Origin of the sequence: Microbacterium sp. Cr-K20 (assembly GCF_000708325.1) — a bacterium.
Taxonomy (GTDB): Bacteria; Actinomycetota; Actinomycetes; order Actinomycetales; family Microbacteriaceae; genus Microbacterium.
In genome coordinates this window covers 1-25,324 of sequence record NZ_JARE01000078.1, presented here as the reverse complement: position 1 = coordinate 25,324, position 25,324 = coordinate 1, and the positions used below count along the sequence as shown (strand labels likewise).

Here is a 25,324-nt window from a genome sequence, read left to right as displayed (position 1 = left end):
CATGAGCACTCACGCGCGACCGCTGGCGGATTGGCTGTCGGAGGCGAGCGACGATGACCTCCGACGACTGTTCACGGCGCGCCGGGTGCGACCGGACGTCGGCTGGCAGGATTTCTTCGACGCCGCCGAGTCCCTCCTCGACCCCACCTCCCTGTCGAAAGTTCTTCCCTCGCTGACCGCCGCGGAGGCGAAGGCGCTGATCGACGCGGCCTCAGGCGTGGGCGCCGGAGCGCAGGAGGAGAGCTTGACGGCACTGGCCCTGCTCCGGGCGGACGGCGCCCCGTATCCCCCCGTGACCGCAGCGCTCGCGGGGCGCTCGGTTCCGGACCTCCCGGCCGATCAGCCGACCGCCGCCCCCTCCTCCGAGACGGCATCGGCCCACGCCGCAGAACGTGCGTTCACGACGGTCGCCGTGCTCGCGGACCTGCTTCTCGTCGCGAGGGAGAATCCGTTCTCGCTGCTCACCGGCGGAGGCGTGAACGCGGGCGAGAAGCGTCAGCTCGGCGAAGCCGGCGTGCCCGTGGAGATCGTGGACACGCTCGTGTCGATCGCGCTCGAGTCCGGGCTCGCGGTCGCGGCGGACCGCCGACTGCGATCGAGCCAATCCGCAGAAGCCTGGCTGCGCTCCTCGGCGGTCGAACGCTGGAGCGTGCTGGCGACGTCGTTCCGCGACGCCCTGCCGCGCGGCGTCCGTTCTCCCGACGGCGGGTGGACGCCTCCACAGTCGTGGAGCGACGCGCATCCGTGGGATCCGACGTGGCCCGACCGCGCCCATGTCCTGCACGAGGCAGCGCGGCTGCTCGGGCTGATCGCCGAAGACGGCAGCGAACCGGAATGGGCCGTCGGGCTGCGCACCGGAGGCGATGCCGACGCTCGGGCCCTCGTGCGGCTGCTGCCGGCGGAAGTGGACCGGATCTTCCTGCAGAACGACCTCACGGCGATCGCCCCCGGCCCGCTGGAACCCGCACTCGATGTGCGTCTTCGCACGATCGCCGCCCGCGAGTCAGCGGCCCAGGCATCGTCGTACCGGTTCACCACGGAATCGGTGGCGCACGCGTTCGTCGCCGGCGAGACCGAGCAGTCGATCCTCGAGTTCCTCGGCTCCCTCTCCCTCACAGGCATACCGCAGCCGCTCGGCTACCTGATCGCACAGACCGCTCAACGGCACGGCCTCGTCCGCGTGTTCACGGACGAGGAGACCGGTCGCACGCGGATCGAGAGCACGGATTCGCACCTCATCCAGGCGATGGCCGTCGACCAGTCGCTGCGTCCGCTCGCGCTCGCGGTGCACGTCGGGTCGCTCACCACCCGCGTCAGCCGCGAGACGGTGTACTGGGCACTCACCGACGCGAGGTATCCGGCGACTCTGGTCGGCGCGGACGGTGCTCTCCTGGTGCGCGAACGGCACCCCGCCGCCCCGGCGACGCTGCCCGACCTGGACACCATGGATCTCACCCCCCTCATCACACGCCTGCGTTCGCGCCAGGGCCCGGATGCCGACGCCGCCTGGCTCGACCGGGAGCTCGAGGCGGCGGTGCGCGCGAAATCCGTCCTCCAGGTCACGGTCGGGATGCCGGACGGCTCCACCCGAGAACTCCTCCTCGAAGCCACGGGGATGGGTGGTGGTCGTCTTCGCGGCCGGGACCGTGCGGCCGACGTCGAGCGCACGCTCCCGGTGTCGAGCATCCTCGCAGCGACGATCGTCGCGCCGTAGGCCCAGTGCCTCTCGCGACCGGTAAACTGGACAGCTATGTCTGATGGCCCCCTGATCGTCCAGAGCGATCGCACCGTGCTGCTCGAAGTCGCCCACGCCGACGCCGAGAGCGCCCGCCACGAACTCGCGATCTTCGCCGAGTTGGAACGAGCCCCCGAGCACATCCACACCTACCGGATCACCCGCCTCGGACTGTGGAACGCACGCGCCGCCGGGCACACCGCGGAAGACATGCTGGAGACACTCGATCGCTGGTCGCGCTTCCCCGTTCCGCCGTCGGTCTCCGTCGATCTGCGCGAGACCGTGAACCGCTACGGCCGGCTGGTCATCGAGCGCGACGACGAGGGAACCCTCATCCTGCGCTCCTCCGACCCCGCCGTACTCGCCCAGGTCGCGAACAACAAGCGCATTCAGCCCCTCCTGATCGGGCATCCGACTCCCGAGGTCTTCGTGGTGGACGCCTGGGCGCGCGGGCAGATCAAGCAGGAACTGCTGAAGATCGGCTGGCCTGCCGAGGATCTCGCCGGTTACACACCGGGCACTCCGCACGAGATCGACCTCGCCGAGGACGGCTGGCACATCCGCCCCTATCAGCAGGACGCCGTCGACGCCTTCTCGAAGGACGGATCGGGCGTCGTGGTCCTGCCCTGCGGCGCGGGCAAGACGATCGTCGGCGCCGGCGCGATGGCGGCGACCAAGACCACCACGCTGATCCTGGTCACCAACACCGTCTCCGCACGACAGTGGCGCGACGAACTGTTGAAGCGCACGAGCCTCACTCCCGAAGAGATCGGCGAGTACTCGGGCCAGGCCAAAGAGGTCAAGCCCGTCACGATCGCGACCTATCAGATCCTCACCGCCAAGCGGAAGGGCGAGTACGCTCATCTCGCGCTGCTGGACGCCCTCGACTGGGGCCTCATCGTGTACGACGAGGTCCACCTGCTGCCGGCGCCGGTGTTCAAGCTCACCGCCGATCTCCAGGCCCGCCGCCGTATCGGACTCACCGCGACCCTCGTGCGCGAGGACGGCCGCGAGGGCGACGTGTTCAGCCTCATCGGCCCCAAGCGCTTCGACGCCCCGTGGAAGCAGATCGAGGCGCAGGGCTTCATCTCCCCCGCCGCCTGCTACGAGGTGCGCGTAGACCTCCCGCCGAGCGACCGCCTCGAGTACGCCGCTGCCACCGACGACGAACGGTACCGACTCGCGGCATCCGCTCCGGCCAAGGTCAAGGCGGTGCGCGAGCTGATCGCGAAGCATCAGGGCGAGCGCATCCTCGTGATCGGACAGTACCTCGATCAGCTCGAGTCGCTGTCGGCCGCCCTGGATGCTCCCCAGATCACGGGTGCGACCCCGATCGACGAGCGCGAGGAGCTCTATCGCGCCTTCCGCGAGGGCGAGATCTCGCTCCTCGTCGTGTCGAAGGTCGCGAACTTCTCCATCGACCTGCCGGAGGCCTCGGTCGCCATCCAGGTGTCCGGCTCGTTCGGATCCCGCCAGGAGGAGGCGCAGCGACTCGGTCGACTGCTGCGCCCCAAGCAGTCCGGACACACCGCAAGCTTCTACACCCTCGTCGCGCGCGACACGATCGACCAGGACTATGCGCAGAACCGCCAGCGCTTCCTGGCCGAGCAGGGGTACAGCTACACGATCATGGATTCGGACGCGATCGCAGCCTGAGCCTCCCTCCGGCGGCTGTACCGCTCAGCCGTGCAGCATCGGGTCCAGGCGATGGGTTCCGCTTCCGACGCCGGCGCCCGTCACCCTGCTCGCTGTGCGGACGATGCCGAGCCTGCCCGCCCACCGGTCGGCGAGCAGCGCATAGACGACCATCGCGACCGTCGACGCGAGCAGATCGACGGGCGTTCCCGTGGTGGCGTTGGCATCGACGAGGCTGACGGTGCCGAGCAGGAAGATGAGCGCGTTGTTCACGATGTGCAGGGAGATCGCCGCTTCCAGACCGCCCGTGCGCCAGGTCAGCCACGCGGCGACGATCGCGAACATGCCCACGCTCGCCGCCCCCCAGATGTCGTAGCCGTGCCCGAGCACGAACAGCGGCACCGGGAGCAGGATGGCGAAGGCCGGATGCCGCAACCAGCCACCGACGAGCTGCATCAGATAGCCGCGGAACACATACTCCTCGGCGGCGGCCTGCAGCGGGATGAGCAGCAGCACGAGCAGCACCATGACCCATAGCGCCGGGTGGGAGAAGTCGACGACGATCGCCTCGCCCGTGGCGGCCGCCACGCCGAGCACGACCGCGAAGTAGACGACGAACACGGCGAGTGCCAGCAGCAGGCTCCGGCCGAGCCACCCCATCCGCAGCCGCCCGGTGACAGAGGAAAGCAGGCCGACGCCGCGCCCCTCGACGATGCGCGACGCGAGCAGGAGCGCGGGGATCATCAGGATCAAGGGCAACACCAGTGCGAGGAAGAGCCAGGGGCGATCGAGGTCGAAGTACTGCACCGTCGTGAGGAGAACCTGAATCTCGGCTCCCCAACCCGGCACGAGCAGCGAGGCGACGACGAGCGGCACGATCAGGAGGAGCAGGATCGCCACGTAGAGCGCCACTCCGACGACTCCGGTCACGAGCATCCGCCACCAGCGGTACCTCGGTCGCAGGCGTGCAAGACGGTGGTAGGGGATCTGCTCGGCGGGCGAGGGCACGGCCGGAGCGATGGCGGATGCGGGGGCGGCGGAGGCGTCCTCGTTCGAGCTCATGCTCCCATCCTCTCAACGATGCAGAGGTGCGCGACTCCGCGCCGTTCCGGACAATAGTCAGCAACTGCATGGCCGAAGTCACCATAATGGGGACATGACTGCTCCGCGCATCCTGGTCGTCGACGACGAACCCAACATCCGTGACCTGCTCTCGACGGGTCTCAGCTTCGCCGGATTCCAGGTGAAGACGGTGGCCAACGGCGCCGCCACGATCTCGGCCGTCCTCGAAGAGGAGCCGGACCTGATCATCCTCGACGTCATACTCCCGGACATGAACGGGTTCAGCGTCACCAAGCGTCTCCGCGGCGCCGGGTTCACCGCACCGATCCTGTTCCTCACGGCGAAGGACGGCACCGAGGACAAGATCGAGGGCCTCAACGCGGGCGGCGACGACTACGTCACCAAACCCTTCAGCCTCGACGAGATCGTCGCGAGGGCGCAGGCGATCCTGCGGCGCACGATGCAGGCCGACGAGGAGTCGATCATCCGAGCGGGCGAGCTGTCGATGGATCAGGACACGCACGATGTCCATGTGGGCAAGGAGCCGATCGAACTCAGCCCGACCGAGTTCAAGCTGCTGCGCTACCTGATGCTCAACCCGAATCGCGTTCTGTCGAAGGCACAGATCCTCGATCACGTGTGGGAGTACGACTTCAACGGCGATGCCGGGATCGTCGAGAGCTACATCTCGTACCTGCGTCGCAAGATCGACCCGCACACCGAAGAGTCGCTCATCCAGACCAAGCGCGGGTTCGGATACATGCTCAAGGTCGGCAAGTCGGTCTGACGACCGACCCCGACCACCGGCGCCGTCCCACGGCGTACAGAACGCCCGAGGAGGACCGCATGGCGAGCAAGCCCGATGCGGTCACCGCCTGGTGGCGCCGCATCAGCCTGCGCGCGAAGGTCACCGGGGTCACTGTGGCGGTGCTCGCTCTCGGTCTTCTCGTCGCGGGTCTCGGAACCGTACCGATCCTCCGCAACGCGCTCGTCGCCAACATCGATGCGCAGCTGCCCGCACTGGTCTCCAGCGATCTGGTCGAACGGTACTTCGATGCCACGACGGTCGACGGCGTCACGACCTATACGCCGCGTGAAGAGAAGCCGCGGGACTTCTCTTTCGCGATCTACGACGCGACAGGGGTGCTCCGTGCCACTGCGCGAGGCACGTCGGGTCAGGCCCCTCTCTTCCCCTCGGAATACTCACTCGCCAAGGCGACCGCAGACACCGATCAGATTCCGCTCGAGATCCCCGGCGCAGACGGCAGCGTCTTCCATGGCGCCGTCGCGGTGGTGGGGTCGGAGGGCGGTGCTCTGCGCATCCAACTGGTCGCCTTGCCGCTCGCGCCCGCCGACCGCATCATCAGCCAGTACTTCGGCATCTACATCACGATCGCGCTGATCACGATCCTCATCGCGGCGCTCCTCACCCGGGGGCTCGTCACACTCACCTTCCGCAGGCTCGGTCAGGTCGAGGCGACGGCCATGTCCATCGCGGCAGGCGACTTCCGGCAGCGGTTGACCGACCTCGAACCGACCACCGAGGTCGGGCGACTGAACACAGCTATCAACACGATGCTGGATCGCGTGGACGGCTCACTCGCTCAGCGCGACCGCAGCGTTCAGCACATGCGACGATTCATCGGGGACGCGAGCCACGAGCTGCGCACGCCGCTCGTGAGCGTGCGCGGCTATGCGGAGCTGTATCGCATGGGGGCGATCAAGGGCGAGGAGGACACCGCCAGAGCCATGGAGCGCATCGAGAAGGAGGCCATCCGCATGGGTGTCCTGGTGGAGGACCTCCTCGCGCTCGCACGTCTGGACGAAGAGCGCGAGCCCGAGATCGTCGCGCTCGACCTGCGACCGATCGCCCGGGACGCCGCTCTCGATCTGCGCGCCGCAGCACCGGGGCGGACAGTGACGGTGATCGATCGCACGGTCGAGGCGATGTCGCCCATCCAGCTACAGGACACGGCTGCTCCTCAACCGGATCAGCCGGCGACACCGCCCGCACGAGGGCTCTCCCGCACCGCGCTTTCGCGCCTGCGGCGTCGTCCGCGGCAGCCGGATCCGGCACCGGCGATCGACTTCACCGAGATCCCCGACATCCCCGTGCGCACCCCGCCGATCGTTCTGGGCGAAGAGAACAAGGTGCGGCAGGTCGTGACGAACCTGTTGGGGAACGCCCGCCGCTTCTCCCCCGAGGACGGCCCGATCGAGATCGTCGTCGATTCTGACCGCGTGCTCGGCACCGGCAGCATCTCGATCGTGGACCACGGCGAGGGTATCCCCCCGCAGATCCGGGAGCAGATCTTCGAGCGCTTCTGGCGCGCCGACACGTCCCGCGCACGCGAGACCGGCGGTTCCGGCCTCGGGCTCGCGATCGTCGCGTCGATCATGAAGGCGCTGCACGGCGGCGTCGACGTCTCGGAGACTCCGGGAGGTGGAGCGACGTTCACGGTCACGCTTCCTCTCGCGCCTGCCCGCGCCACACCCGAGCACCTTCTCGAGGACACCCAGCCCCTGGAACGGCTCGACCTGCCCTGACGACTCTGCACGACCCGCCGTGGCTCGTGGTTCTGCACACCCGCTGTGCGCGAGTGGCCTGGGGACGGAGCGGGCGGGGCCAGCCCGCCTAGCGTCGGAACTCCAACAGAAGGAGTTCTCATGTCCGTCTTCACCGTCGACACCGAAGCCGTCCACGCCGCGCACGGAGCAACCAGAGCCACCATCGAACGACTGCAGACCGAGTCGGGCACGCTCATGGCCCAGTTGCGGCAGCTGCAGTCCTCCTGGGTCGGCAGTGCATCCACCGCCTTCCAGGGATGTGCGGAGCAGTGGCAGGGCGCGCAGCTCCATGTCGAGCAGGTGCTCGACTCGATCGGCACCTCGCTCGGGTCGGCAGCCTCTCAGTACGCGGACGCCGACCAGTACTCGGCCAGCCTGTTCCGCTGAACCTCGCCCGACACAAAACGCAGAACGCCCCCGGCCGGAGCCGGGGGCGTTCTGTCATGAGGGCTGGATCAGAAGTCCATGCCGCCCGACGGGTCACCCATCGGAGCAGCAGCCTTCTCGGGCTTGTCAGCCACGACGACCTCTGTGGTGAGGAAGAGAGCCGCGATCGAGGCTGCATTCTGCAGCGCCGAGCGGGTCACCTTCGCCGGGTCGATGATTCCCGCAGCGAACATGTCGACGTACTCACCGGTGGCCGCGTTGAGGCCCTGACCCGAGGGGAGCTCGGAGACCTTGTTCGCGACGACACCCGGCTCGAGACCGGCGTTCAGCGCGATCTGCTTGAGCGGAGCCTCGATCGCGACGCGAACGATGTTCGCACCGGTCGCCTCGTCGCCCGAGAGCGTCAGGCCGTCGAGAGCCTTCGTGCCCGACTGGATCAGCGCGACGCCACCGCCGGGGACGATGCCCTCTTCGACGGCTGCCTTCGCGTTGCGGACGGCGTCCTCGATGCGGTGCTTGCGCTCCTTGAGCTCGACCTCGGTGGCCGCGCCCGCCTTGATGACGGCGACGCCACCGGCGAGCTTCGCCAGACGCTCCTGCAGCTTCTCGCGGTCGTAGTCGCTGTCGGTGTTCTCGATCTCACGACGGATCTGCGTGACGCGACCCTCGATCTGGTCTGCCTCACCGGCGCCCTCGACGATCGTGGTCTCGTCCTTGGTGACGATGACCTTGCGCGCACGGCCGAGCAGGTCGAGCGTGGCGTTCTCCAGCTTGAGGCCGACCTCTTCGGTGATGACCTGACCACCGGTGAGGATCGCGATGTCCTGCAGCTGCGCCTTGCGGCGGTCGCCGAAGCCGGGAGCCTTGACGGCGACCGACTTGAAGATGCCCTTGAGCTTGTTCAGCACGAGCGTCGCGAGAGCCTCGCCCTCGACGTCCTCGGCGATGATGACGAGCTCCTTGCCGTCCTGGATCACCTTGTCGACGATGGGCAGCAGGTCCTTGATGTTGGAGACCTTCTGGTTCGCGATGAGGATGTACGGGTCTTCGAAGACCGCTTCCTGGCGCTCCGGGTCCGTGACGAAGTACGGGTTCAGGTAGCCCTTGTCGAAGCGCATGCCCTCGGTGAGCTCGAGCTCGGTGCCGAACGTCTGCGACTCCTCGACGGTGACGACGCCTTCCTTGCCGACCTTGTCGATCGCCTCGGCGATGAGCTCGCCGATCGCCGGGTCTGCAGCGGAGATGGATGCCGTGGCGGCGATCTGCTCCTTGGAGTCGATCTCCTTGGCGCTCGAGAGGAGCTCCTCGGTGATCGCGGCGACGGCCTTCTCGATGCCGCGCTTGAGCGAGATGGGGTCGGCGCCGGCTGCGACGTTGCGCAGGCCCTCGCGAACCAGAGCCTGTGCGAGGACCGTGGCGGTGGTGGTGCCGTCACCCGCGACGTCGTCGGTCTTCTTCGCGACCTCCTTGACGAGCTCCGCGCCGATCTTCTCGTACGGGTCGTCCAGCTCGATCTCCTTGGCGATGGAGACACCGTCATTCGTGATCGTGGGAGCGCCCCACTTCTTCTCGAGGACGACGTTGCGACCGCGCGGGCCGAGGGTCACCTTGACCGCGTCGGCGAGGATGTTGAGGCCGCGCTCGAGGCCGCGGCGGGCCTCCTCATCGAAAGCAATGATCTTTGCCATGAGTTTTTTCGTCCCTCCTGGACGTAGACGTTGGGTTTAGCACTCAGAGTGTGAGAGTGCTAACGCCATTCTGGCACTCGACACCTTCGAGTGCAAGCCGCCGGAGGCGGGGCGCATCCCGACGTCAGGAGGCAGGCGCCTCTTCCGGCGTCTCAGGTGCCGAGGTCGACCGATCGAGGCCGATCACGACGGTGAACTGCGTCTGTCCGTCCTCCGTCTGACCGGAGTAGTAGTCGCTCTGCTGCACGGCTGCACCGCCGAGGAGGTCAGCCAGACCGACGGCTGCCAGTTCGTCCGCGTCTTCGACGTAGAACACGGTCGTGTTGGCGAAATCCTGACTGGAGCTGTCGCCCGCGAAGACGTTGTCAGCAGCCCAGCCGTTGTTGATGAGCGTGTCGCGCATGCGCGTGTCGGCGCCCTCGTCGGGCGTGCCGTTCAGGATCATCACCGAGATGCTGGGGTCGACGATCCCCGTCTCCTCCGGCGTCGGAACAGCGCTCGGCGCCGCGTCGGGGAACAGCGAGACACGGCCCATGACCACCAGCGAGCCGAAGATGCCGGCGATGATGAGCACGAGTGCAGCCACGAACGACCAGAGCAGCACGACCCAGCCGTTCATCCCCGGCGCTTCGGCACGGTGCGCTCCCACCCGTCCGGACGTACGGGGAGCATCATCGAAGCGATCGCGGGTGGGCTTTGACACCCCTCGATGCTAGCGGCACCTTCCTGTCAATCCGTTTCGCCGCCGGGCCGGAGGTGCGCGCGTCGCCGGAGAGCAGTCACCGGAGAGGCTCAGCCGACGAAACCGGGCAGCCGCGCGCTGCGCCGGGTCGCACGCGAATCGCGGAGTCGGCGGAGGCGGCGTACCAGCATCGGATCGTATTCGAGCGCGGATTCGGAATCGATCAGTCGTCCGAGCAGCTGGTAGTAGCGTGCGGCGCTCATCCCGAGCTGGGCGCGGATGATCTCTTCCTTCGCCCCGCTGTGGCGCGGCCATGCCGCTTCCAGGGCGAGGATCGCGCGATCGCGCTCCGTGAGATCTCCGAGCATGGCTCCAGGTTAGGACGCATCCGCCGGCAGGCCGGGTCGCCACTCCCACCATCGACCGAGCGGATCTGCGGCCGCGCGGACCCGTCCGTCGAGCGCCACCACGAACCCCCGCCACCGATCCGCATCGACGGGCGGCTCCCAGGCGTCGGTCACCGCGGGCGGATCGATCGTGATCCAGCGGGCGTCCATGCGCGAGATCCTCGCGATCAGCGCCGTCCGCTCCACCCGAGGGATGTGCACCAGCACGCCAGGAGTGGTGATGACGAGGGTCGCCTGCGGAGGTGCCGCCGACGCCAGCGCGGCGAGGTGCGTGCCGGCGTCCCCTTCCACCAGAAGAGGAGGATCACCGGCTGCGATGTCGAGGGCGGCCTCGATGCGCTCCTCGCGCCCCGGCTCCCCCGGCCACACGAGACCGCGCAGCCAACGCCGATCGCGTTCGTCGGCGGCATCGAGCGGCGCCAGGTCGATCCCGGCACGCCACACCACCTCCGGCATCCGGAGCGCGGGAAGCGGACCGGTCACCCGGCTCTCGAGCACGACCGTCGAGACGCCGTCCGCCGGGTCGAGGCCGGCGCGGAGCACCCCGTCCTCGTCCACGAAGCGATACGAGTACCGATCGGGGTAGAGACAGAGTCCCGCCGACGCCCCGATCTCGAGAAGCGCGATCGGCCCCTCGATCTCGGAGAGCACCGGCAGAAGTGCCGCGAGACGGAGCGGCTCGTTCGTCTGCAAAGACCTGCGCGCGCACTCGACGACGATCTCGTCCGCATTCCGGAGCACGAAAGCACGCCACCGCGCATACGGCTCGAGCGGGACGCCGAGCAGACGGGTCACGGCGAACACGAGCGGCGGTTGGCGCCTCATCTCCGGGATCCGGAACAGGATGCGCTGCACCTCCTCATCCCCGGCGACCCCCGCCGCCCACTCGGCATACAGCGCGCTCCGCCCCGGAGCCTCGTCACGGGCGAATCGCGCGTAGCGCTCCTGCACGGCATCCGTCATCCGTCCATTCTGACGCGCAGCGCCCGAGGCCTCGTCCGACGAGAGAGAATGGAGTGGACTGAGGAGGACACATGTCGTACAGCGTGGACAAGACCGAAGACGAATGGCGCCGCGAGCTCGGCGATGAGCAGTACGCCGTGCTGCGTCAGGCCGCGACCGAGCGCGCCTGGACGGGTGAGCTGCTCGATGAGGAGCGCGCAGGCCTCTACACCTGCGGGGCGTGCAACGCGGAGCTCTTCAAGAGTGGAACCAAATTCGACTCCGGATGCGGCTGGCCGAGCTTCTACGAGTCGATCCGCCCCGACGCGGTCGAACTCATCGAGGACGACAGCCTGGGCATGGTGCGAACGGAGGTGCGTTGCGCCAACTGCGGCTCGCACCTCGGTCATGTTTTCCCCGACGGGTTCGGCACGCCGACCGGAGATCGTTACTGCATGAACTCGATCGCGATGAACTTCACCCCCGACGCCTCGTGAGTGCTCTCGACGCGGTCCGCGCGCGTCAGTCCTGGTCGAAGGTCGACGAGACGGCGCCGAGCCGTGAAGAGCTGCTGACGTTCGTCGCCGCAGCGGGTCGCGTCGCGGATCACTCCTCGCTCCGTCCGTGGCGGCTCATCGAACTGCGCGGAGCCGATCGCGAGATGCTCGGCGCTGCCATCGCCAAAGCTCAGGGAGACGCGACCCCGTCGTCGAAGCCGCTGCGCGCACCGCTGCTGATCGCGGTCGTCGCCAGCTATCGCAAGAGCGAGAAGGTCCCGCGGTGGGAGCAGGAGGCCGTCGCCTCCGGAGTCGCCCACACCCTGAGCCTGCTCCTCGATGAAGCCGGCTGGGGCGTCATCTGGCGCACGGGGCACTACACGCGCGCGAAGGCCGTCGCCAAGGCGCACGGCCTCGACAAGAACGAGGAACTCCTCGGCTGGCTGTACGTGGGAGGCAAGCCCGCGGGCAAGAAGCCCGGCCGCCGCAAGGCCGTGGATGCACGCAAGCTGATCACGCGGATGCCGAAGGCCGGGGCGAAGAAGGCGAAGAAGAAGTAACGCGTCAGCGGCGGCGTCTTCGCGGAACGGCGACGATCACGGACGCCACCGCGACGACGACCATGGCGATGACCTGCCAGAGGGCCGGTCCTGCTGCCGGAGGCCAGATCAGGTCGATCACGACCGACGTCACGAGCTGCCCGAGCACGGAGCCCAGCCCCATCAGGAGCACACCGGTGTGCGCGACGATGAACGCGCCGAGCAGGATGTAGGCCGCGCCGAGGAACCCGCCCAGGTACAGCCACGGCTCGACGGGGAGCGCATCGGGCATCCCGCGGAAGGCGATGCTCGTCCCGGCCGCGAGCAGCAGGATGACGGTGCCGGTGATGAAGCTCATCAGAGTCGCGGCGAGCGGCGACTGCACACGCTGCGAAAGGCGACCGTTCGTGGCCGCCTGCCACGCGATTCCGACTCCGGCGGCGAACGGCAGCAGCAGCATCCACAGCGGGGCGGTGGCGAGCACGTCGCCCGACAACGAGATGCCGACCGCGGCGAGCGCGAGAACGCCGCCGGCGACCCGGCCGGGGGTGACCGCGACCACGCCCGCAGGGCCGAACCCGATCCGATCGAGCACGAGTCCGTGCAGGGTCTGGCCCGCGACGACGCCGACGCTGAACAGCGAGACGCCGAGGACCCCGGCGGTCAGCCCCTGGGTGGAGACGGTGAGGGCTCCGCACGCCCCGCCCAGCAGCATCCAGAACGGGATCGTGTGATGTCGGATGCCGCTCCAGAGGCGTCCTACTCCGCGCCGGGCTGAGGGGATGCAGCAGATCACGGCGACCAGTGCGAGCAGGCCTACCGAGAACGAGAGGAGGCCCGCCACGATGCCGTCATCCACACGCACCCCGAGAACGCCGTTGATCCGGGCCTGGATCGCCGTCATGACTCCGATCGCGACGGCCCCGCCGAGTGCCAGGGGCGCGGGGAGTCGACGGGTTTCTGGCACCCGTCGACCTTATCGGAGCCCCAGCCCGCCGGGACGTGACGGATGTCGGCGGCCGGGGCTACGCTGACGGCATGTGCGCGAGCTACGGTCTCGATCCCCGGTTCACCGATGCGGAAGTCCTCGCCGCCGCCGACGATGCGGTGCTCGAGGGCCTGCGTGTCTGGGCGGAGGGGAACGCGGGTGAGACCATCCGTCCGACGGGGAAGAACCTCCGCAACCTCAACCCGGTGATCGTGCAGCCCGATGCCGCTCCCACATTGGAACCCGCGTGGTGGGGCTTTCTCGTGAACGGTGAGCCGGCGAAGTTCCCCTCGATCAACACGCGGTCCGAGCGCCTGCAGGAGCGCCCGGGCGGAGCGAAGTCGCGGGCGATCGTCCCGGCGACCAGCTGGTACGAGATGCAGAAGCCGTCGCGGCAGTGGAACGAGTTCCTCATCGACGAGGGCACGCTCTTCGGCATGGCCGCGGTCACGCAGCGCGGTCGCACCGCCGACGGCGAGTGGTACACGTGCTATTCGATCGTGATGCGCCCCGCCCCCGACCACCTCGTCGATCTGCACGATCGCATGCCGCTGCTCGTCCCGGCCTCGCTGAGTCACGATTGGCTGACGGCGCCACCGTCGAGGGAGATCATCGACGAGGCGATCCTCGCCTCCGACGAGATGGCCGCACGGGTCCACGCCCGTCCCCGTTCCTGAGCCGATCCATCCGCCGCGGGGAGGACATCCTGCTCCGGAGGACGGTACCTGGGGAGGACGCGCGGCGGCCCGACGCTCCGTAGCGTTGTCCACATGATCACAGCAGAAGGCCTCACGAAGAGGTTCGGAGACAAGACGGCCGTCGATGACGTGTCGTTCACCGTCAAGCCGGGCAGCGTCACCGGCTTCCTCGGTCCGAACGGTGCCGGCAAGTCGACCACGATGCGAATGATCGTGGGCCTCGACCGGCCGACGTCCGGACGCGCCGAGATCGCCGGTCGCGAGTATCGCAAGCTTCGCGCGCCGCTCACCGAGGTCGGCGTCCTTCTCGACGCGAAGGCCGTGCACACCGGGCGGACGGCACGCAATCACCTTCGGGCGATGGCAGCGACCCACGGGATCCCCTCCTCCCGCGTCGACGAGGTCATCGACCTCGCGGGCATCGGGTCGGTGGCCCGCAAGCGGGCCGGGAAGTTCTCGCTCGGAATGGGACAGCGCCTCGGCATCGCCTCCGCACTGCTCGGCGACCCCCACACGCTCATCCTCGACGAGCCCGTCAACGGCCTCGACCCCGAGGGCGTCCGCTGGGTGCGTCAGTTCGTCCGGCACGCGGCCTCCGAGGGCCGCACCGTGCTCCTGTCGAGCCACCTGATGAGCGAGATGGCGCAGACCGCCGACCATGTCATCGTGATGGGGCGCGGACGCGTGCTGGCGGATGCTCCGCTGGCCGAACTCGTGCGCTCCTGGACGCAGAACACCGTGCGTGTGCGCACCCCGCGACCCACCGATCTCGCCGCGGTCGTCGGCGGCCCGGGTGTGGAGATCGTGAGCTCGGCTCCCGACCTCCTCGACATCGTGGGTCTCCCCGCCGCCCGCATCGGCGATCTCGCCGCGGACCGCGGCATCCCGCTGCACGAACTCACCCCCACCACCGGATCGCTCGAAGACGCCTACCTCGCCCTCACCGGCGACTCCGTCGAGTACCGCACCAAGGAGATCTCATGACCACGACACAGGCACCCGCGCCCGCGCGGCCGCGCGTCGACACCGGTCGCCGGCTGACCTTCGTCCGCGCCCTACGCGGCGAATGGATCAAGCTCGCCACCCTCCGCTCGACGTGGTGGTCCATCGGCATCGCCGCGGCCCTCACCATCGGGATCTCCGTGCTGATCGCACAGGCGGTCGACATGCCGGGGTTCGAGCCGATCCAGGCCGTCGTCATGCCGATCCAGTTCACGATGCTGCTCGCCGGCATCATCGGTGCGATCTCCGTGACGGGCGAGTACTCGACCGGGATGATCCGTTCGACGCTCACCGCGAACCCGATCCGCGGATCGGTGCTGGCGGCCAAGTCGACCGTGCTCGCGGTCTTCATGTTCCTGTCTTCCCTGGTGATCTTCGGTCTCGCGGCCGTCGCGGTCTCGCTCATCGTGGCGCCGCGGGATCAGAGCATCGATTGGTCGGACCCGGCCGCGTCGTTCCTGCCCATCGTCGTCTCCTCCCTCGCCATGGCGGTGTTCGCCCTGATCGGAGTCGCCTTCGGGTTCATCCTGCGTTCGGGGGCCGGAGCCATCGCGGCGACCGTCGGCGTCCTGTTCGTCCTGCCGATCGTGGCGAACTTCTTCTCGTTCGCCGGCGAGGCGTGGGCATGGGTCATCGACGCATCCGCCTACCTGCCCGTAGCAGCTGCGCAGAGCGCGATCCTGCCGAGCGACGGCGGGACACTCGATGCCCCGGTCGCGTTCCTGACTCTGGCTTGCTGGGTCGCCGGCGGTGCCCTCGTCGCGTGGGGCGTGCTGCGCACCCGCGACGCGTAAAGTCGGCCCTGTGAGCAGAACGCGAAGCCGCAGCGACTCGGTCCGAGAGGACGAGGAGCTGCGGCTTCCGCGTGCGCCGGGCCTCTTCCGCCGATACTGGGCCCGTCATCCGGTGTTCGCCGACGTCCTGCTGACGTTGTTCTGCCTGTTCCTCTCGCTCGCCCCGGCGGGTCGGTTCGTCGATGAGTCCGTCCCTGAATCCGCCTACATCGCGCTCAACATCGCCACCGTGGCCATGGTCGTCGTGGCGTGCAGCACACTGCTGTGGCGACGGCGGGCGCCGCTCGTTCCCTTCTTCGCGGCCATGATCCTGGGGACGGCCAGTCTGTTCACCGGGCCGTCCAGTGGCACCATCCTGCTACTCGTCGCCTGTTACGGTCTCGCGGTCTACCGGTCGTCACGCACCGCCTGGACCTGTTACGGAATCGGCGCGGTGTGGTTCCTGCTGCTCAGCGGGCTCCTGATGCTCACCGGCGTGATCGTGATGCAGAACGGACTCGACACCGCGCTCAGCTACATCGTGCTCGGTCTGATCGGCACACTCATCGGAGTCAACGTCGGCGGCCGCAAACGCTATCTGTCGGCCGTCATCGATCGCTCGCGGCAGTTGCTCGTCGAGCGTGACCAGCAGGCGCAGCTCGCCGCCGCATCCGAACGGGCCCGCATCGCTCGGGAGATGCACGACATCGTCTCCCACTCGCTGACGGTGATCGTGGCGCTTTCCGAGGGTGCCGCCGCGACGCCCGACCGCGAGCAGGCACGCAGAGCGGCGATCCACACGGCCGACACCGCTCGTGCGGCCCTGACCGAGATGCGATCGATGCTCGGTGTGCTGCGGGATGACGACTCTCCGCTGCCCCTGGCACCCATGAAGCCCGCGCCGCCGCGCGACACGGTCGAGGCGGCGCAGCGCGCCGGATACCCCGCGACGCTCACGGTCGCGGGGCAGGCCGAGGTCTCCCCCGCCGTCGCCCACGCGATCGGGCGGATCGTGCAGGAGGGCGTGACGAACGCGATGCGACATGCCCCGACCGCGTCGGCCATCACTGTGCGGCTGGAGTACTCACCGGACTCCGTGACGATCGACATCGTCAACGACGGCGCGACCGGTGGCATCGGGACCGAAGGTTTCGGGTTGCGCGGCCTCGCCGAGCGCGCCGCTCACGTGCAGGGAAGCGTGGAGTCCGCGCCGACCGACGGGGGACGATGGGTTCTGCGCGCTGTGCTGCCGACGAAGACGGCTGCCCCCGCCCCACAAGACGAATCGACGGAGGACGACGGATGACGGATGCGATCAGGGTGCTTCTGGTGGACGACCAGGAGTTGATTCGCGTCGGGTTCCGGATGGTCCTCGAAGCGGAGAGCGACATCGTCGTGGTCGGTGAGGCCGGCGACGGGCGGGCGGCGATCGCGCAGAGCGCCGCACTCGCACCCGACCTGGTGCTCATGGACATCCGCATGCCGGAGCTGGACGGCATCGCTGCCACCGAGACCATCGTGCGGGATCGCCCTCAGACGAAAGTGCTCGTGCTGACCACGTTCGACCTCGACGAATACGCTTTCGGCGCCATCCGTGCCGGTGCCAGCGGCTTCCTCCTCAAGGACGCTCAGCGTCACGAGATGATCTCCGCCGTCCGCGCCGTACACCGTGGCGATGCCGCGCTCTCTCCCCGGATCACGCGGATGCTCCTCGAGCACGTGACCCCGCAGCTCAGCGCCTCGTCCTCCCCGACACCGGATGCCGCGGAGAGCGCGGCGCTGGACTCGCTCACCGAACGCGAGAGAGACGTATTCCTCGCGATCGGACGCGGGCTGACCAACGCCGAGATCGCCCACACCCTCTACGTCGGCGAATCCACCGTGAAGACGCACGTCGGCCGGGTGCTGGCGAAGCTCCACGCGCGCGATCGCATCCACGCCGTGATCCTGGCGCACAGACTCGGCCTCGTCGGAAACGAGACCTGAGGCATCAGGCGCCGGCGGGGGTCCATTCAGAGACCCGATCGAGCAGCCCCACCTCGTCGGTGGAGAGTTCGAGGCGAGCACCCGCCAGAAGGTCGGGCACCTGCGCGACCGTGCGAGCACTCGCGATCGGCGCGACCACGGTCGGCTGCGCCCGCAACCAGGCGAGGGACGTCGCGGCGATCGACACGCCGTGGGCGGCGGCGATCTGCTCGAGCGCATCGATGACGCGCAGGCCCGCCTCGGTCGCGTACTTCGCGGCGCCCTGCGCACGCGGGGAGTCCTGCCCCGCGACATCGGTCGAGCGGTACTTGCCGGTCAGGAATCCGCTCGCCAGCGCGTAGTAGGGAACAAGCCCGAGCTCGAACTCCTCGGCGACCGGGATGATGGTGTCCTCGACCTCATTGCGATGAACGAGGTTGTAGTGCGGCTGAACGGCGACCGGCGCAGCGACGCCCGTGCGACGCGCGATCTCGATCCACTCTCTGATGCGTTCGGCGGAGTAGTTCGACACCGCCACGTGACGCACCAGCCCGTCCTCGACGAGCTGTCCGAACGCGGCGACCGTCTCTTCCAGTGGAACGGTGTCGTCGTCGAAGTGCGCGTAGTACAGGTCGATCTCGTCGGCGCCGAGACGCCGGAGCGAGGCCTCGGCCGCCTTTCGCACATTCGCTCCGGAGAGGCCGCGGAACTCCGGGTGCTGACTCACCTTCGTCGCGACGACGACGCCGGACGGCTTGCGGGAGGCGAGCCACTCGCCGATGATCGTCTCGCTCTCGCCACCGTTGTTGCCCGGCACCCAGGAGCTGTATGAATCGGCCGTGTCGACGAAGTCGCCGCCCCCGTCGACGAATGCATCGAGCACTGCGAACGACGCATCGCGATCGGCTGTCCAACCGAACACGTTGCCGCCGAGTGCGAGCGGGAGGACGTCAAGATCACTGGTGCCGATACGAGTCATGACGAAGACAACCGCGGATCGGTCTTCGCGCATTCCCGGATGACGTCACTTTTCGTGGTCGGCAGGGGAGGAATCGCTTCTGGGCGTCTCGCCCTCGTCGTAGATCTGCGAGGGCCGCCCGACGAGCCGGGTGTCCGGGGCGTGAGCGACCAGGGGATCTTTGCCGGGGTAGTCGAATCGGGCGAGGACGCACCTCATCGCCTCGAGCCGAGCCCTCTTCTTGTCGTTCGACTTGATGACGATCCAGGGCTCGGTCGGCGTGTCCGTGTGAAAGAACATCGCTTCCTTCGCCGCCGTGTAGTCCGCCCAGCGGTCGATGCTGGCGAGGTCCGTGGGGCTCAGCTTCCACTGCTTGACGGGATCCTCGCTACGGCGCCTGAACCGGCGTCGCTGTTCGGCCTCTCCCACCGAGAACCACAGCTTGATGAGGCGGATGCCCGACCCCACGATCATCCGCTCGAACTGCGGCGCGGTCTGCATGAATTCTTCGTACTCGGCCGATGAGCAGTACCCCATGACCCGTTCGACGCCGGCGCGGTTGTACCAGGAGCGGTCCATCATCACGATCTCGCCGCCCGAAGGCAAGTGCGCGATGTAGCGCTGGAAATACCACTGCGTACGCTCGGCATCCGTCGGCTTGTCGAGCGCGACGACCCGGGCTCCTCGAGGGTTCAAATGCTCCATGAAGCGCTTGATCGCCCCGCCCTTCCCCGCCGCGTCGCGTCCTTCGAACAGGATGAGCAAGCGCTCGGAGGAGTGCTTGATGTGCGACTGGAGCTTCAGGAGCTCGATCTGCAGCAACCGCTTCTCTCGTTCGTACTCCGCCGTGGAGAGCTTCTTCGCGTACGGGTAGTCGTGTTGCCACTCCGGAGTGACCGTCGCCGTATCGGGTGCACTGCTCAAGATCTCGCCCTCTCCCTTGCTGTCTGGGTCCCCGAAACCAAGCAGGCAAGCGCAGGTGGCCGGAGCGGGGAGGCGGCCACCTGCGCGTCTTCTACCTGGCACGATCCAGAGGCCCGCCAGGAAACCTGCCTGATGTGTAACATATCATCGACTGAGGCGATACATCGGAATGCGTTTTCAGGTTCGCACCCTCGACATCGGCGCGGGCACAGGGATTCGGCCCATCCGCATGGGGCGACTATCGTTCTGGCATGGGCACGATCCAGTACGGCAGCGGTGACGAGATTTACATCGAGGACCGCGCACTCGCGCATCTGAAGGTCGTCATCGCGACGAAGCTCCGACGCAACGAGAGTTTCACTCTTTCGTGGCGGCACCCTGAAGGGCAGCCCATGGGACGGTCGACGATCTGGCTGCACCCGTCGATACCGCTCCGCTTCACCTTCGACGAGCCGGAGGCGCCGCAGCTGAATCCGAAATGGATCCAGGACCTGATGCAGTCCGCGAGCTCCACGGGAGGCATCAGCCTCATCGACGAGGTGAGGGACGCACCCGAGATCGCCGCTGAGAACTGAATCCGCGGATCCCCACTCTCGTGAGGGATTGAAGAGCCGACTACGGGACTCGAACCCGTAACCCCCGTATTACAAGTACGGTGCGCTACCAATTGCGCCAAGTCGGCGGATGCCACCAGCTTAGCGATGGCATCGGCCCGGCTTCGACCTACGGGGTCGTGGTGGGCGAAGGCGTCGACGTCGCACGCGAGGCATCGCTCGCGACGCTGAGCACGAACTGCGAGAACTCGGCCGGGTCGTCCAGCGCCCCGACGTAGGCCTCGCCGTTCGCGACGATCATCGGCGCTGCCGTCAGCACCAGGTCGTCGGAGCCGGCGAGCGGTCCGTCCAGGGCCCTGGTCGTCGCCTCCTTCGCCCAGCCGACGAAGTCGCCGTCCTCGATGCACGACCGCACGGCCTTGGCGTTGTCGACTCCGACAGCACCGGCGAGGTTCGCGAGGTCCTCGTCGGAGAGGCCCTCGCTGCCGACCTCGGGCTGGTCGTCGAGCAGGTCATGGTTGAACGCGTAGAACTGGGCAGGCGAGTGCGTGGCGACGCAGGCCGCAGCGGCAGCCGAGCGGAGCGAGTACTTGGTTCCGTTGGAACTGGCGGTGAGCAGGGCGACCGGGTGATAGCTGACCGTGACCGCGTCCTCGCCGATCCAACCGGCGAGCTGTCGGGCGTTTGCACGCTCGAACTCCCCGGCGTCGGGCGACAGGTAGTCGACGTACACGTGGATGTCGACCTTTCCGGACGCCGTCGGCTCCGGCGTCGGGCTGGCCGATTCGCCGGCGTCGGTCGCCTCAGGAGACGGGGTCTCCGGCACCGCGCCGGTTCCCGCGAACGACTCGAGGTCGGTGACGACCACGCCATCCGATTCCATGCCGGTCGGCGTGAGCCGCGGCTTGGTGACCTGGGAGGACACCGCGAGGGTCACCGCGGTGCCGATCGCACCCACCGCGACGAGCGCCACCGCGCCGATGATGATCCGTCGCATGAGACGCGCCCTGGACTGCTGGGCGTGCACTCTCTGAGCCTTCTCCCGTACGGCCTCGCGGGAATTGCGAGGCGTCGGGACGTTCGGCGTTTCGTCGCTCGACATCGTTCCTCTGTGAGTCTCAACGGGGGTCCGGGTTGGCCCCGACCGCCGCCGAGCGACGATCGCCGCTGCGCGCGGCCGAGTTCGATGGTAGTCAGTGAGGCTGAGAAATACCCAGGTACCGCCGTTCATGTCATACTGATCCCGACCCAATGAGGGGTCACGGCGGGGTCACCCGCCGCTTCATCACTACGGATCGTCCGGCACGTACCTGCCGGTGAAGGAGAAAAGACAATGGCATCTGTGACTTTCGACGAGGCCACCCGCCTGTACCCCGGCGGAACCCGTCCGGCCGTCGACAAGCTGAACCTCGAGGTCGGTGACGGCGAGTTCCTCGTCCTCGTCGGTCCCTCCGGTTGCGGTAAGTCCACGTCCCTCCGCATGCTGGCCGGCCTCGAAGAGGTCAACGCCGGCCGCATCCTCATCGGCGACCGCGACGTGACCGATGTCCCGCCGAAGGACCGCGACATCGCGATGGTCTTCCAGAACTACGCGCTGTACCCGCACATGACCGTCGCCGAGAACATGGGCTTCGCGCTCAAGATCGCCGGCGTCGGCAAGGAAGAGCGCGCATCCCGAGTTCTCGAAGCCGCCAAGCTCCTCGACCTCGAGCCCTACCTGACTCGCAAGCCGAAGGCCCTCTCGGGTGGTCAGCGTCAGCGCGTCGCCATGGGTCGCGCCATCGTGCGTCAGCCTCAGGTGTTCCTCATGGATGAGCCGCTGTCGAACCTCGACGCCAAGCTCCGCGTGCAGACCCGTACGCAGATCGCTTCGCTGCAGCGTCGCCTCGGCGTCACCACGGTCTACGTCACGCACGACCAGACCGAGGCTCTGACCATGGGCGACCGCATCGCGGTCCTCAAGGACGGTCTGCTCCAGCAGGTCGGCTCCCCGCGCGACCTGTACGAGAAGCCGAACAACGTCTTCGTCGCCGGATTCATCGGCTCGCCCGCGATGAACCTCTTCGCGGCCGACCTCGCCGACGGCGGCATCCGCTTCGGGTCCGAGGTCGTCCCGCTCGACCGCGACACCGTCGGCCGCGCGAACGGCAGCCAGGTCACGGTCGGCGTGCGCCCTGAGGACATCACGGTCGGACCGGCCGACGGCAAGGGCCTTCCCGTCGTCGTCGACCTCGTCGAGGAGCTCGGCGCCGACGGCTACCTCTACGGCCACACCGAGATCAACGGCAAGCGCAGCGACATCGTCGCCCGCGTCGACGGTCGCAGCCACCCGAACGCCGGCGAGACGGTCACGCTCGCTGCGAACCCGGGCCACGTGCACGCGTTCGACATCGAGTCCGGCGAGCGCCTGAACGACAAGCCGGTCGTCTCCGCCTGATCGGATCCACAGACGCGGCGCAGGCTGACTTCGGTCACCTGCGCCGCGTCTCTTTCTGTCCCACCTCGACCAGGGAGCATCATGCAGGATTCGCTGCGGATCACCGCCAGCAAGATCGATCCGGGGCTGTTGTCCCTCCCCTGGTCCACGACACTGGCGAAGTGGCCGTCGGAGCACATCGTGTCGCTCCCGAAGGGGCTCTCCCGCCACCTCGTGCGCTTCGCCGACCTCTCCGGCCGGGTCATCGCCGTGAAGGAGACCACGACGGAGATGGCCCAGCGCGAATACGACATGCTCGGCAATCTCGCCCGCCTCGACGTGCCCTGCGTCGACCGGGTCGCGGTGATCGCCGGGCGTACGGATGCCGACGGCGAGGCCCTTCCGGCCGCGCTGGTCACCTCTCACCTGCGTTTCTCGATGCCCTATCGCGCGCTCTTCACGCGGGTACTGCGCCCCGACACCGCGACCCGCCTCGTCGATGCCCTGGCCCTGCTGTTGGTGCGGCTGCACAACGTCGGCTTCTATTGGGGCGACGTCTCCCTGTCGAACACGCTGTTCCGCCGCGACGCGGGTGCGTTCGCCGCGTATCTGGTCGATGCGGAGACGGGTGAGCTGCACGAGGAAGGGCTGACCGACGGTCAGCGCGCCTACGACCTCGACCTGGCCCGCACGAACATCGCCGGCGAGATCATGGACCTCGCCGCGGGCGGTCGCCTCGAACACGGTGTGGACGCGGTGGCGATCGCCGACGGCATCGTCTCGTCGTATCGATCGCTGTGGGCCGAGCTCACCGCCCAGGAGTCCTTCTCGGCGGCGGAGACCTGGCGCATCACGGAGCGGGTCGAGCGCCTCAACGCCCTGGGGTTCGACATCGACGAGATGTCCATGTCGACGACCGCGGACGGCACCGTCGTCGAGATCCAGCCGAAGGTGGTGGATGCCGGTCACCACCAGCGCCGCCTGATCCGTCTGACGGGGCTGGACGTCGAGGAGAACCAGGCGCGGCGCCTGCTGAACGACCTCGACGAGTTCCGCGCCCGCTCGACGAAGCAGTGGGCGGACGAGGAGATGTACGCGCACGAGTGGCTCACCCGTGTCTTCGAGCCGGTGGTGCGCGCGATCCCGTACGAGCTACGAGCCAAGCTGGAGCCCGCCGAGGTCTTCCACCAGGTGCTCGAGCACCGCTGGTACCTCTCGCAGGCGCAGGGGCGCTCGGTGCCGCTCGCCGAGGTGCTGACCAGCTACATCAACGAAGTGCTGCGACACCGGCGTGACGAGGCGACCATCATGGGCCCGCCGACCGAGACGATGAGCCTGCCGGTCGTCACCGGTGCGACTCCGGTGGCCGATGACGATGAGGACATCGACTGGCGCGACCTGGTCTGACACCTCCGCGGTCGCCGAAAGTCGTGGCGTCAGTAGCCGACGGTGAACCGCTCTCGGTGGTGGTTGCCCTGCTCGATCTCGTCCACCACGGCGACCGCGAAATCCGCGCCGGAGATGAACGACTTGCCGTCGGCATCGCGGACGATCACGTCGCCGCCGTCGCGATAGTGCCCGGTGCGCTCGCCTTCGGCCCAGGGACCGAACACCTCAGCGGGGTGGATGAAGAACCAGTCGAGGTCGGCCTCAGTCTCCTCGAGGAGCGCGAGGGAGTCGATGCCGATCTGCGCCTCGTGCTTGTACTCCTCAGGGAAATCCTGGTCGAACAGACGCGGCCCGCCGGGGGCCACCAGGCTGCCACCTGCACCGCCGACGACACCGAGACGCGTCTCGGTGCCCGCGACCCGGTCGACGACGTACGACAGCGCCTCGAGCGCACGATCTTCCATGTCGCCGCGAGGGGAGAGCGCCGACACGACGGCATCCGCCCCGACGAACGCTTCCGCGATCGGATCGAGGTCGAGAGCGGAACCCTGCAGATATGCGGCTCCCGCCACCGGTTCGGTGGGCGCCGATCGGGAGATCGCGATCACCGCATGGCCGCGACTCACCGCCTCCCGGACGATGTGACGACCGGCGTAGCCGGTCCCTCCGAGCACGATGATACGGGCCATGATCTGCCTTTCCTCGGACGGTCTAGTTCTTCGCGGCGCGGAGAGACGCGACCTGGTAGAGCGCGACCGAGGTCGCGATGCCGGCGTTCAGGGATTCAGCGGCCGCAGAGATCGGGATCGAGACGATCTGATCGCACGTCTCGGAGACCAGACGGGACAGCCCCTTGCCCTCCGAGCCGACCACGATCACGACAGGACGATCAGCCAGCTGGAGCTCGGGGAGCGACACGTCACCGTCGCCGTCGAGGCCGAGCACGAACACGCCCTGCTTCTTGAACTCCTTGAGCTGCGCGGTGAGGTTGGTCGCCAGCGCGACGGGGGTCCGTGCGACTGCTCCGGCACTCGTCTTCCAGGCGGCGGAGTTGACACCGGCCGAGCGGCGCTGCGGAAGGATGATGCCGTGCCCACCGAACGCCGCGGTGGAGCGGATGATCGCGCCCAGGTTACGGGGGTCCGTGATGCCGTCGAGCGCCACGAACAGCGGGACCTCGCCCTTGTCGATGACTTGCTCGAGCAGATCCTGTGGGTGGGCGTACTCGTACGGCGGCACCTTGATCGCGACGCCCTGGTGCACGCCGTCGAAGCCGGCCATGCGGTCGAGCTCCGGACGGGTGACCTCCATCACGGGGATCCCGCGATTCGTGGCGATCGCCAGCATCTCCTTCACACGGTCGTCCATCTCGACGCGCTGCGCGATGTAGAACGCCGTCGCCGGGATCTTCGCCCGCAAAGCCTCGAGGACGGAGTTGCGCCCGGTGACGTTCTCGGTGTCGTCCCCCGCCTTGGCCTTCGGCGCACGGTTCGCACCGCCGCCGGACCCCGGACG

At 68.1% G+C, this 25,324-nt stretch carries 26 protein-coding genes and 1 tRNA gene; 15 read left to right on the top strand and 12 right to left on the bottom strand.

The window, feature by feature from the left end:
• The first annotated feature begins 1 nt into the window (after window position 1).
• Together GZ67_RS0118220 and GZ67_RS0118215 are read left to right on the top strand one after the other, a co-directional pair.
• On the top strand, window positions 2–1,714 hold the full coding sequence (locus GZ67_RS0118220; RefSeq protein WP_029262739.1) for a helicase-associated domain-containing protein: 1,713 nt from the start codon (window positions 2–4) through the stop codon (window positions 1,712–1,714).
• Between the two features lie 36 nt (window positions 1,715–1,750).
• The gene (locus GZ67_RS0118215) at window positions 1,751–3,391 is read left to right on the top strand and encodes a DNA repair helicase XPB (RefSeq protein WP_029262740.1); all 1,641 of its coding nucleotides are present in this window, start codon (window positions 1,751–1,753) and stop codon (window positions 3,389–3,391) included.
• Between the two features lie 24 nt (window positions 3,392–3,415).
• Here GZ67_RS0118215 and GZ67_RS0118210 read toward each other — a convergent pair whose 3' ends face one another.
• Window positions 3,416–4,432: a CPBP family intramembrane glutamic endopeptidase gene (locus tag GZ67_RS0118210; RefSeq protein WP_051662630.1), complete on the bottom strand. Its 1,017-nt coding sequence runs from the start codon at window positions 4,430–4,432 to the stop codon at window positions 3,416–3,418.
• A gap of 94 nt (window positions 4,433–4,526) precedes the next feature.
• Between GZ67_RS0118210 and GZ67_RS0118205 the strand changes: the two genes are divergently transcribed.
• From GZ67_RS0118205 to GZ67_RS0118195, 3 genes are all read left to right on the top strand, one after another.
• Window positions 4,527–5,219 carry a response regulator transcription factor gene (locus tag GZ67_RS0118205; RefSeq protein ID WP_029273977.1) on the top strand — a complete coding sequence of 231 codons (693 nt, stop codon included), beginning with the start codon at window positions 4,527–4,529 and terminating at the stop codon, window positions 5,217–5,219.
• Window positions 5,220–5,278: 59 nt separating this feature from the next.
• On the top strand, window positions 5,279–6,979 hold the full coding sequence (locus tag GZ67_RS0118200; RefSeq protein WP_029262743.1) for a sensor histidine kinase: 1,701 nt from the start codon (window positions 5,279–5,281) through the stop codon (window positions 6,977–6,979).
• Between the two features lie 120 nt (window positions 6,980–7,099).
• Window positions 7,100–7,387, top strand: coding sequence for a WXG100 family type VII secretion target (locus tag GZ67_RS0118195; RefSeq protein ID WP_029262744.1), 288 nt, complete (start codon window positions 7,100–7,102; stop codon window positions 7,385–7,387).
• Window positions 7,388–7,455: 68 nt separating this feature from the next.
• Here the strand turns inward: GZ67_RS0118195 and groL are convergent, their stop codons facing one another.
• From groL to GZ67_RS0118175, 4 genes are all read right to left on the bottom strand, one after another.
• Window positions 7,456–9,075 (bottom strand): chaperonin GroEL, encoded by a 1,620-nt coding sequence (groL, locus tag GZ67_RS0118190; RefSeq protein ID WP_029262745.1) that lies wholly within the window; start codon window positions 9,073–9,075, stop codon window positions 7,456–7,458.
• A gap of 124 nt (window positions 9,076–9,199) precedes the next feature.
• Complete coding sequence (locus GZ67_RS0118185; RefSeq protein ID WP_029273976.1) at window positions 9,200–9,778, bottom strand: LytR C-terminal domain-containing protein; 579 nt, start codon at window positions 9,776–9,778, stop codon at window positions 9,200–9,202.
• Window positions 9,779–9,867: 89 nt separating this feature from the next.
• Window positions 9,868–10,125 (bottom strand): DUF3263 domain-containing protein, encoded by a 258-nt coding sequence (locus GZ67_RS0118180; protein WP_029262747.1) that lies wholly within the window; start codon window positions 10,123–10,125, stop codon window positions 9,868–9,870.
• A gap of 9 nt (window positions 10,126–10,134) precedes the next feature.
• Window positions 10,135–11,127, bottom strand: coding sequence for a DUF2332 domain-containing protein (locus GZ67_RS0118175; RefSeq protein ID WP_029262748.1), 993 nt, complete (start codon window positions 11,125–11,127; stop codon window positions 10,135–10,137).
• Window positions 11,128–11,198: 71 nt separating this feature from the next.
• Here GZ67_RS0118175 and msrB point away from each other — a divergent pair, with 71 nt between their 5' ends.
• Together msrB and GZ67_RS0118165 are read left to right on the top strand one after the other, a co-directional pair.
• On the top strand, window positions 11,199–11,603 hold the full coding sequence (gene msrB / locus GZ67_RS0118170) for a peptide-methionine (R)-S-oxide reductase MsrB (RefSeq protein ID WP_029262749.1): 405 nt from the start codon (window positions 11,199–11,201) through the stop codon (window positions 11,601–11,603).
• Entirely contained in the window at window positions 11,600–12,163 is a 564-nt protein-coding gene (locus GZ67_RS0118165; RefSeq protein ID WP_029273975.1) for a nitroreductase family protein, read from the top strand. The genes msrB and GZ67_RS0118165 overlap by 4 nt, the downstream gene beginning before the upstream one ends.
• 4 nt (window positions 12,164–12,167) lie before the next feature.
• Here GZ67_RS0118165 and GZ67_RS0118160 read toward each other — a convergent pair whose 3' ends face one another.
• Entirely contained in the window at window positions 12,168–13,079 is a 912-nt protein-coding gene (locus GZ67_RS0118160) for a DMT family transporter (protein ID WP_029262751.1), read from the bottom strand.
• A gap of 101 nt (window positions 13,080–13,180) precedes the next feature.
• On the opposite strand from GZ67_RS0118160, the gene GZ67_RS0118155 reads away from it, so the two are divergent.
• The 5 genes from GZ67_RS0118155 (at window position 13,181) to GZ67_RS0118135 (ending at window position 17,589) form a co-directional block, all read left to right on the top strand.
• A complete protein-coding gene (locus GZ67_RS0118155) occupies window positions 13,181–13,807 on the top strand; it encodes an SOS response-associated peptidase family protein (protein WP_029262752.1) in 627 nt (208 codons plus the stop codon).
• 93 nt (window positions 13,808–13,900) lie between these two features.
• Window positions 13,901–14,812: an ABC transporter ATP-binding protein gene (locus tag GZ67_RS0118150; protein ID WP_029262753.1), complete on the top strand. Its 912-nt coding sequence runs from the start codon at window positions 13,901–13,903 to the stop codon at window positions 14,810–14,812.
• A complete protein-coding gene (locus tag GZ67_RS0118145) occupies window positions 14,809–15,624 on the top strand; it encodes a transporter (RefSeq protein ID WP_029262754.1) in 816 nt (271 codons plus the stop codon). The genes GZ67_RS0118150 and GZ67_RS0118145 overlap by 4 nt, the downstream gene beginning before the upstream one ends.
• A gap of 10 nt (window positions 15,625–15,634) precedes the next feature.
• Window positions 15,635–16,909: a sensor histidine kinase gene (locus tag GZ67_RS0118140; protein WP_029262755.1), complete on the top strand. Its 1,275-nt coding sequence runs from the start codon at window positions 15,635–15,637 to the stop codon at window positions 16,907–16,909.
• Window positions 16,906–17,589, top strand: coding sequence for a response regulator (locus tag GZ67_RS0118135; RefSeq protein WP_029262756.1), 684 nt, complete (start codon window positions 16,906–16,908; stop codon window positions 17,587–17,589). The genes GZ67_RS0118140 and GZ67_RS0118135 overlap by 4 nt, the downstream gene beginning before the upstream one ends.
• A 4-nt stretch (window positions 17,590–17,593) precedes the next feature.
• Here GZ67_RS0118135 and GZ67_RS0118130 read toward each other — a convergent pair whose 3' ends face one another.
• Both GZ67_RS0118130 and ppk2 read right to left on the bottom strand, forming a co-directional pair.
• Complete coding sequence (locus GZ67_RS0118130) at window positions 17,594–18,547, bottom strand: aldo/keto reductase (RefSeq protein ID WP_029262757.1); 954 nt, start codon at window positions 18,545–18,547, stop codon at window positions 17,594–17,596.
• A 45-nt stretch (window positions 18,548–18,592) separates the two neighbouring features.
• The gene (gene ppk2 / locus GZ67_RS0118125; protein ID WP_231481868.1) at window positions 18,593–19,450 is read right to left on the bottom strand and encodes a polyphosphate kinase 2; all 858 of its coding nucleotides are present in this window, start codon (window positions 19,448–19,450) and stop codon (window positions 18,593–18,595) included.
• A gap of 251 nt (window positions 19,451–19,701) precedes the next feature.
• Between ppk2 and GZ67_RS0118120 the strand changes: the two genes are divergently transcribed.
• Entirely contained in the window at window positions 19,702–20,025 is a 324-nt protein-coding gene (locus tag GZ67_RS0118120; RefSeq protein WP_029262759.1) for a DUF7882 family protein, read from the top strand.
• 34 nt (window positions 20,026–20,059) lie between these two features.
• On the opposite strand, the gene GZ67_RS0118115 is transcribed toward GZ67_RS0118120, so the two are convergent.
• Together GZ67_RS0118115 and GZ67_RS0118110 are read right to left on the bottom strand one after the other, a co-directional pair.
• Window positions 20,060–20,132 (bottom strand) — tRNA-Thr (locus tag GZ67_RS0118115).
• 41 nt (window positions 20,133–20,173) lie between these two features.
• Complete coding sequence (locus GZ67_RS0118110; protein WP_029262760.1) at window positions 20,174–21,106, bottom strand: DsbA family protein; 933 nt, start codon at window positions 21,104–21,106, stop codon at window positions 20,174–20,176.
• Between the two features lie 231 nt (window positions 21,107–21,337).
• Here GZ67_RS0118110 and GZ67_RS0118105 point away from each other — a divergent pair, with 231 nt between their 5' ends.
• Window positions 21,338–22,441 (top strand): ABC transporter ATP-binding protein, encoded by a 1,104-nt coding sequence (locus GZ67_RS0118105; protein ID WP_029262761.1) that lies wholly within the window; start codon window positions 21,338–21,340, stop codon window positions 22,439–22,441.
• A gap of 81 nt (window positions 22,442–22,522) precedes the next feature.
• Entirely contained in the window at window positions 22,523–23,827 is a 1,305-nt protein-coding gene (locus GZ67_RS0118100) for a DUF4032 domain-containing protein (protein ID WP_029262762.1), read from the top strand.
• Between the two features lie 29 nt (window positions 23,828–23,856).
• On the opposite strand, the gene GZ67_RS0118095 is transcribed toward GZ67_RS0118100, so the two are convergent.
• A complete protein-coding gene (locus GZ67_RS0118095; protein ID WP_029262763.1) occupies window positions 23,857–24,498 on the bottom strand; it encodes an NAD(P)-dependent oxidoreductase in 642 nt (213 codons plus the stop codon).
• Between the two features lie 22 nt (window positions 24,499–24,520).
• Window positions 24,521–25,324, bottom strand: an 804-nt coding sequence (gene rlmB, locus GZ67_RS0118090; protein WP_029273973.1) for a 23S rRNA (guanosine(2251)-2'-O)-methyltransferase RlmB, incomplete at its 5' end; no start/stop codon positions are given.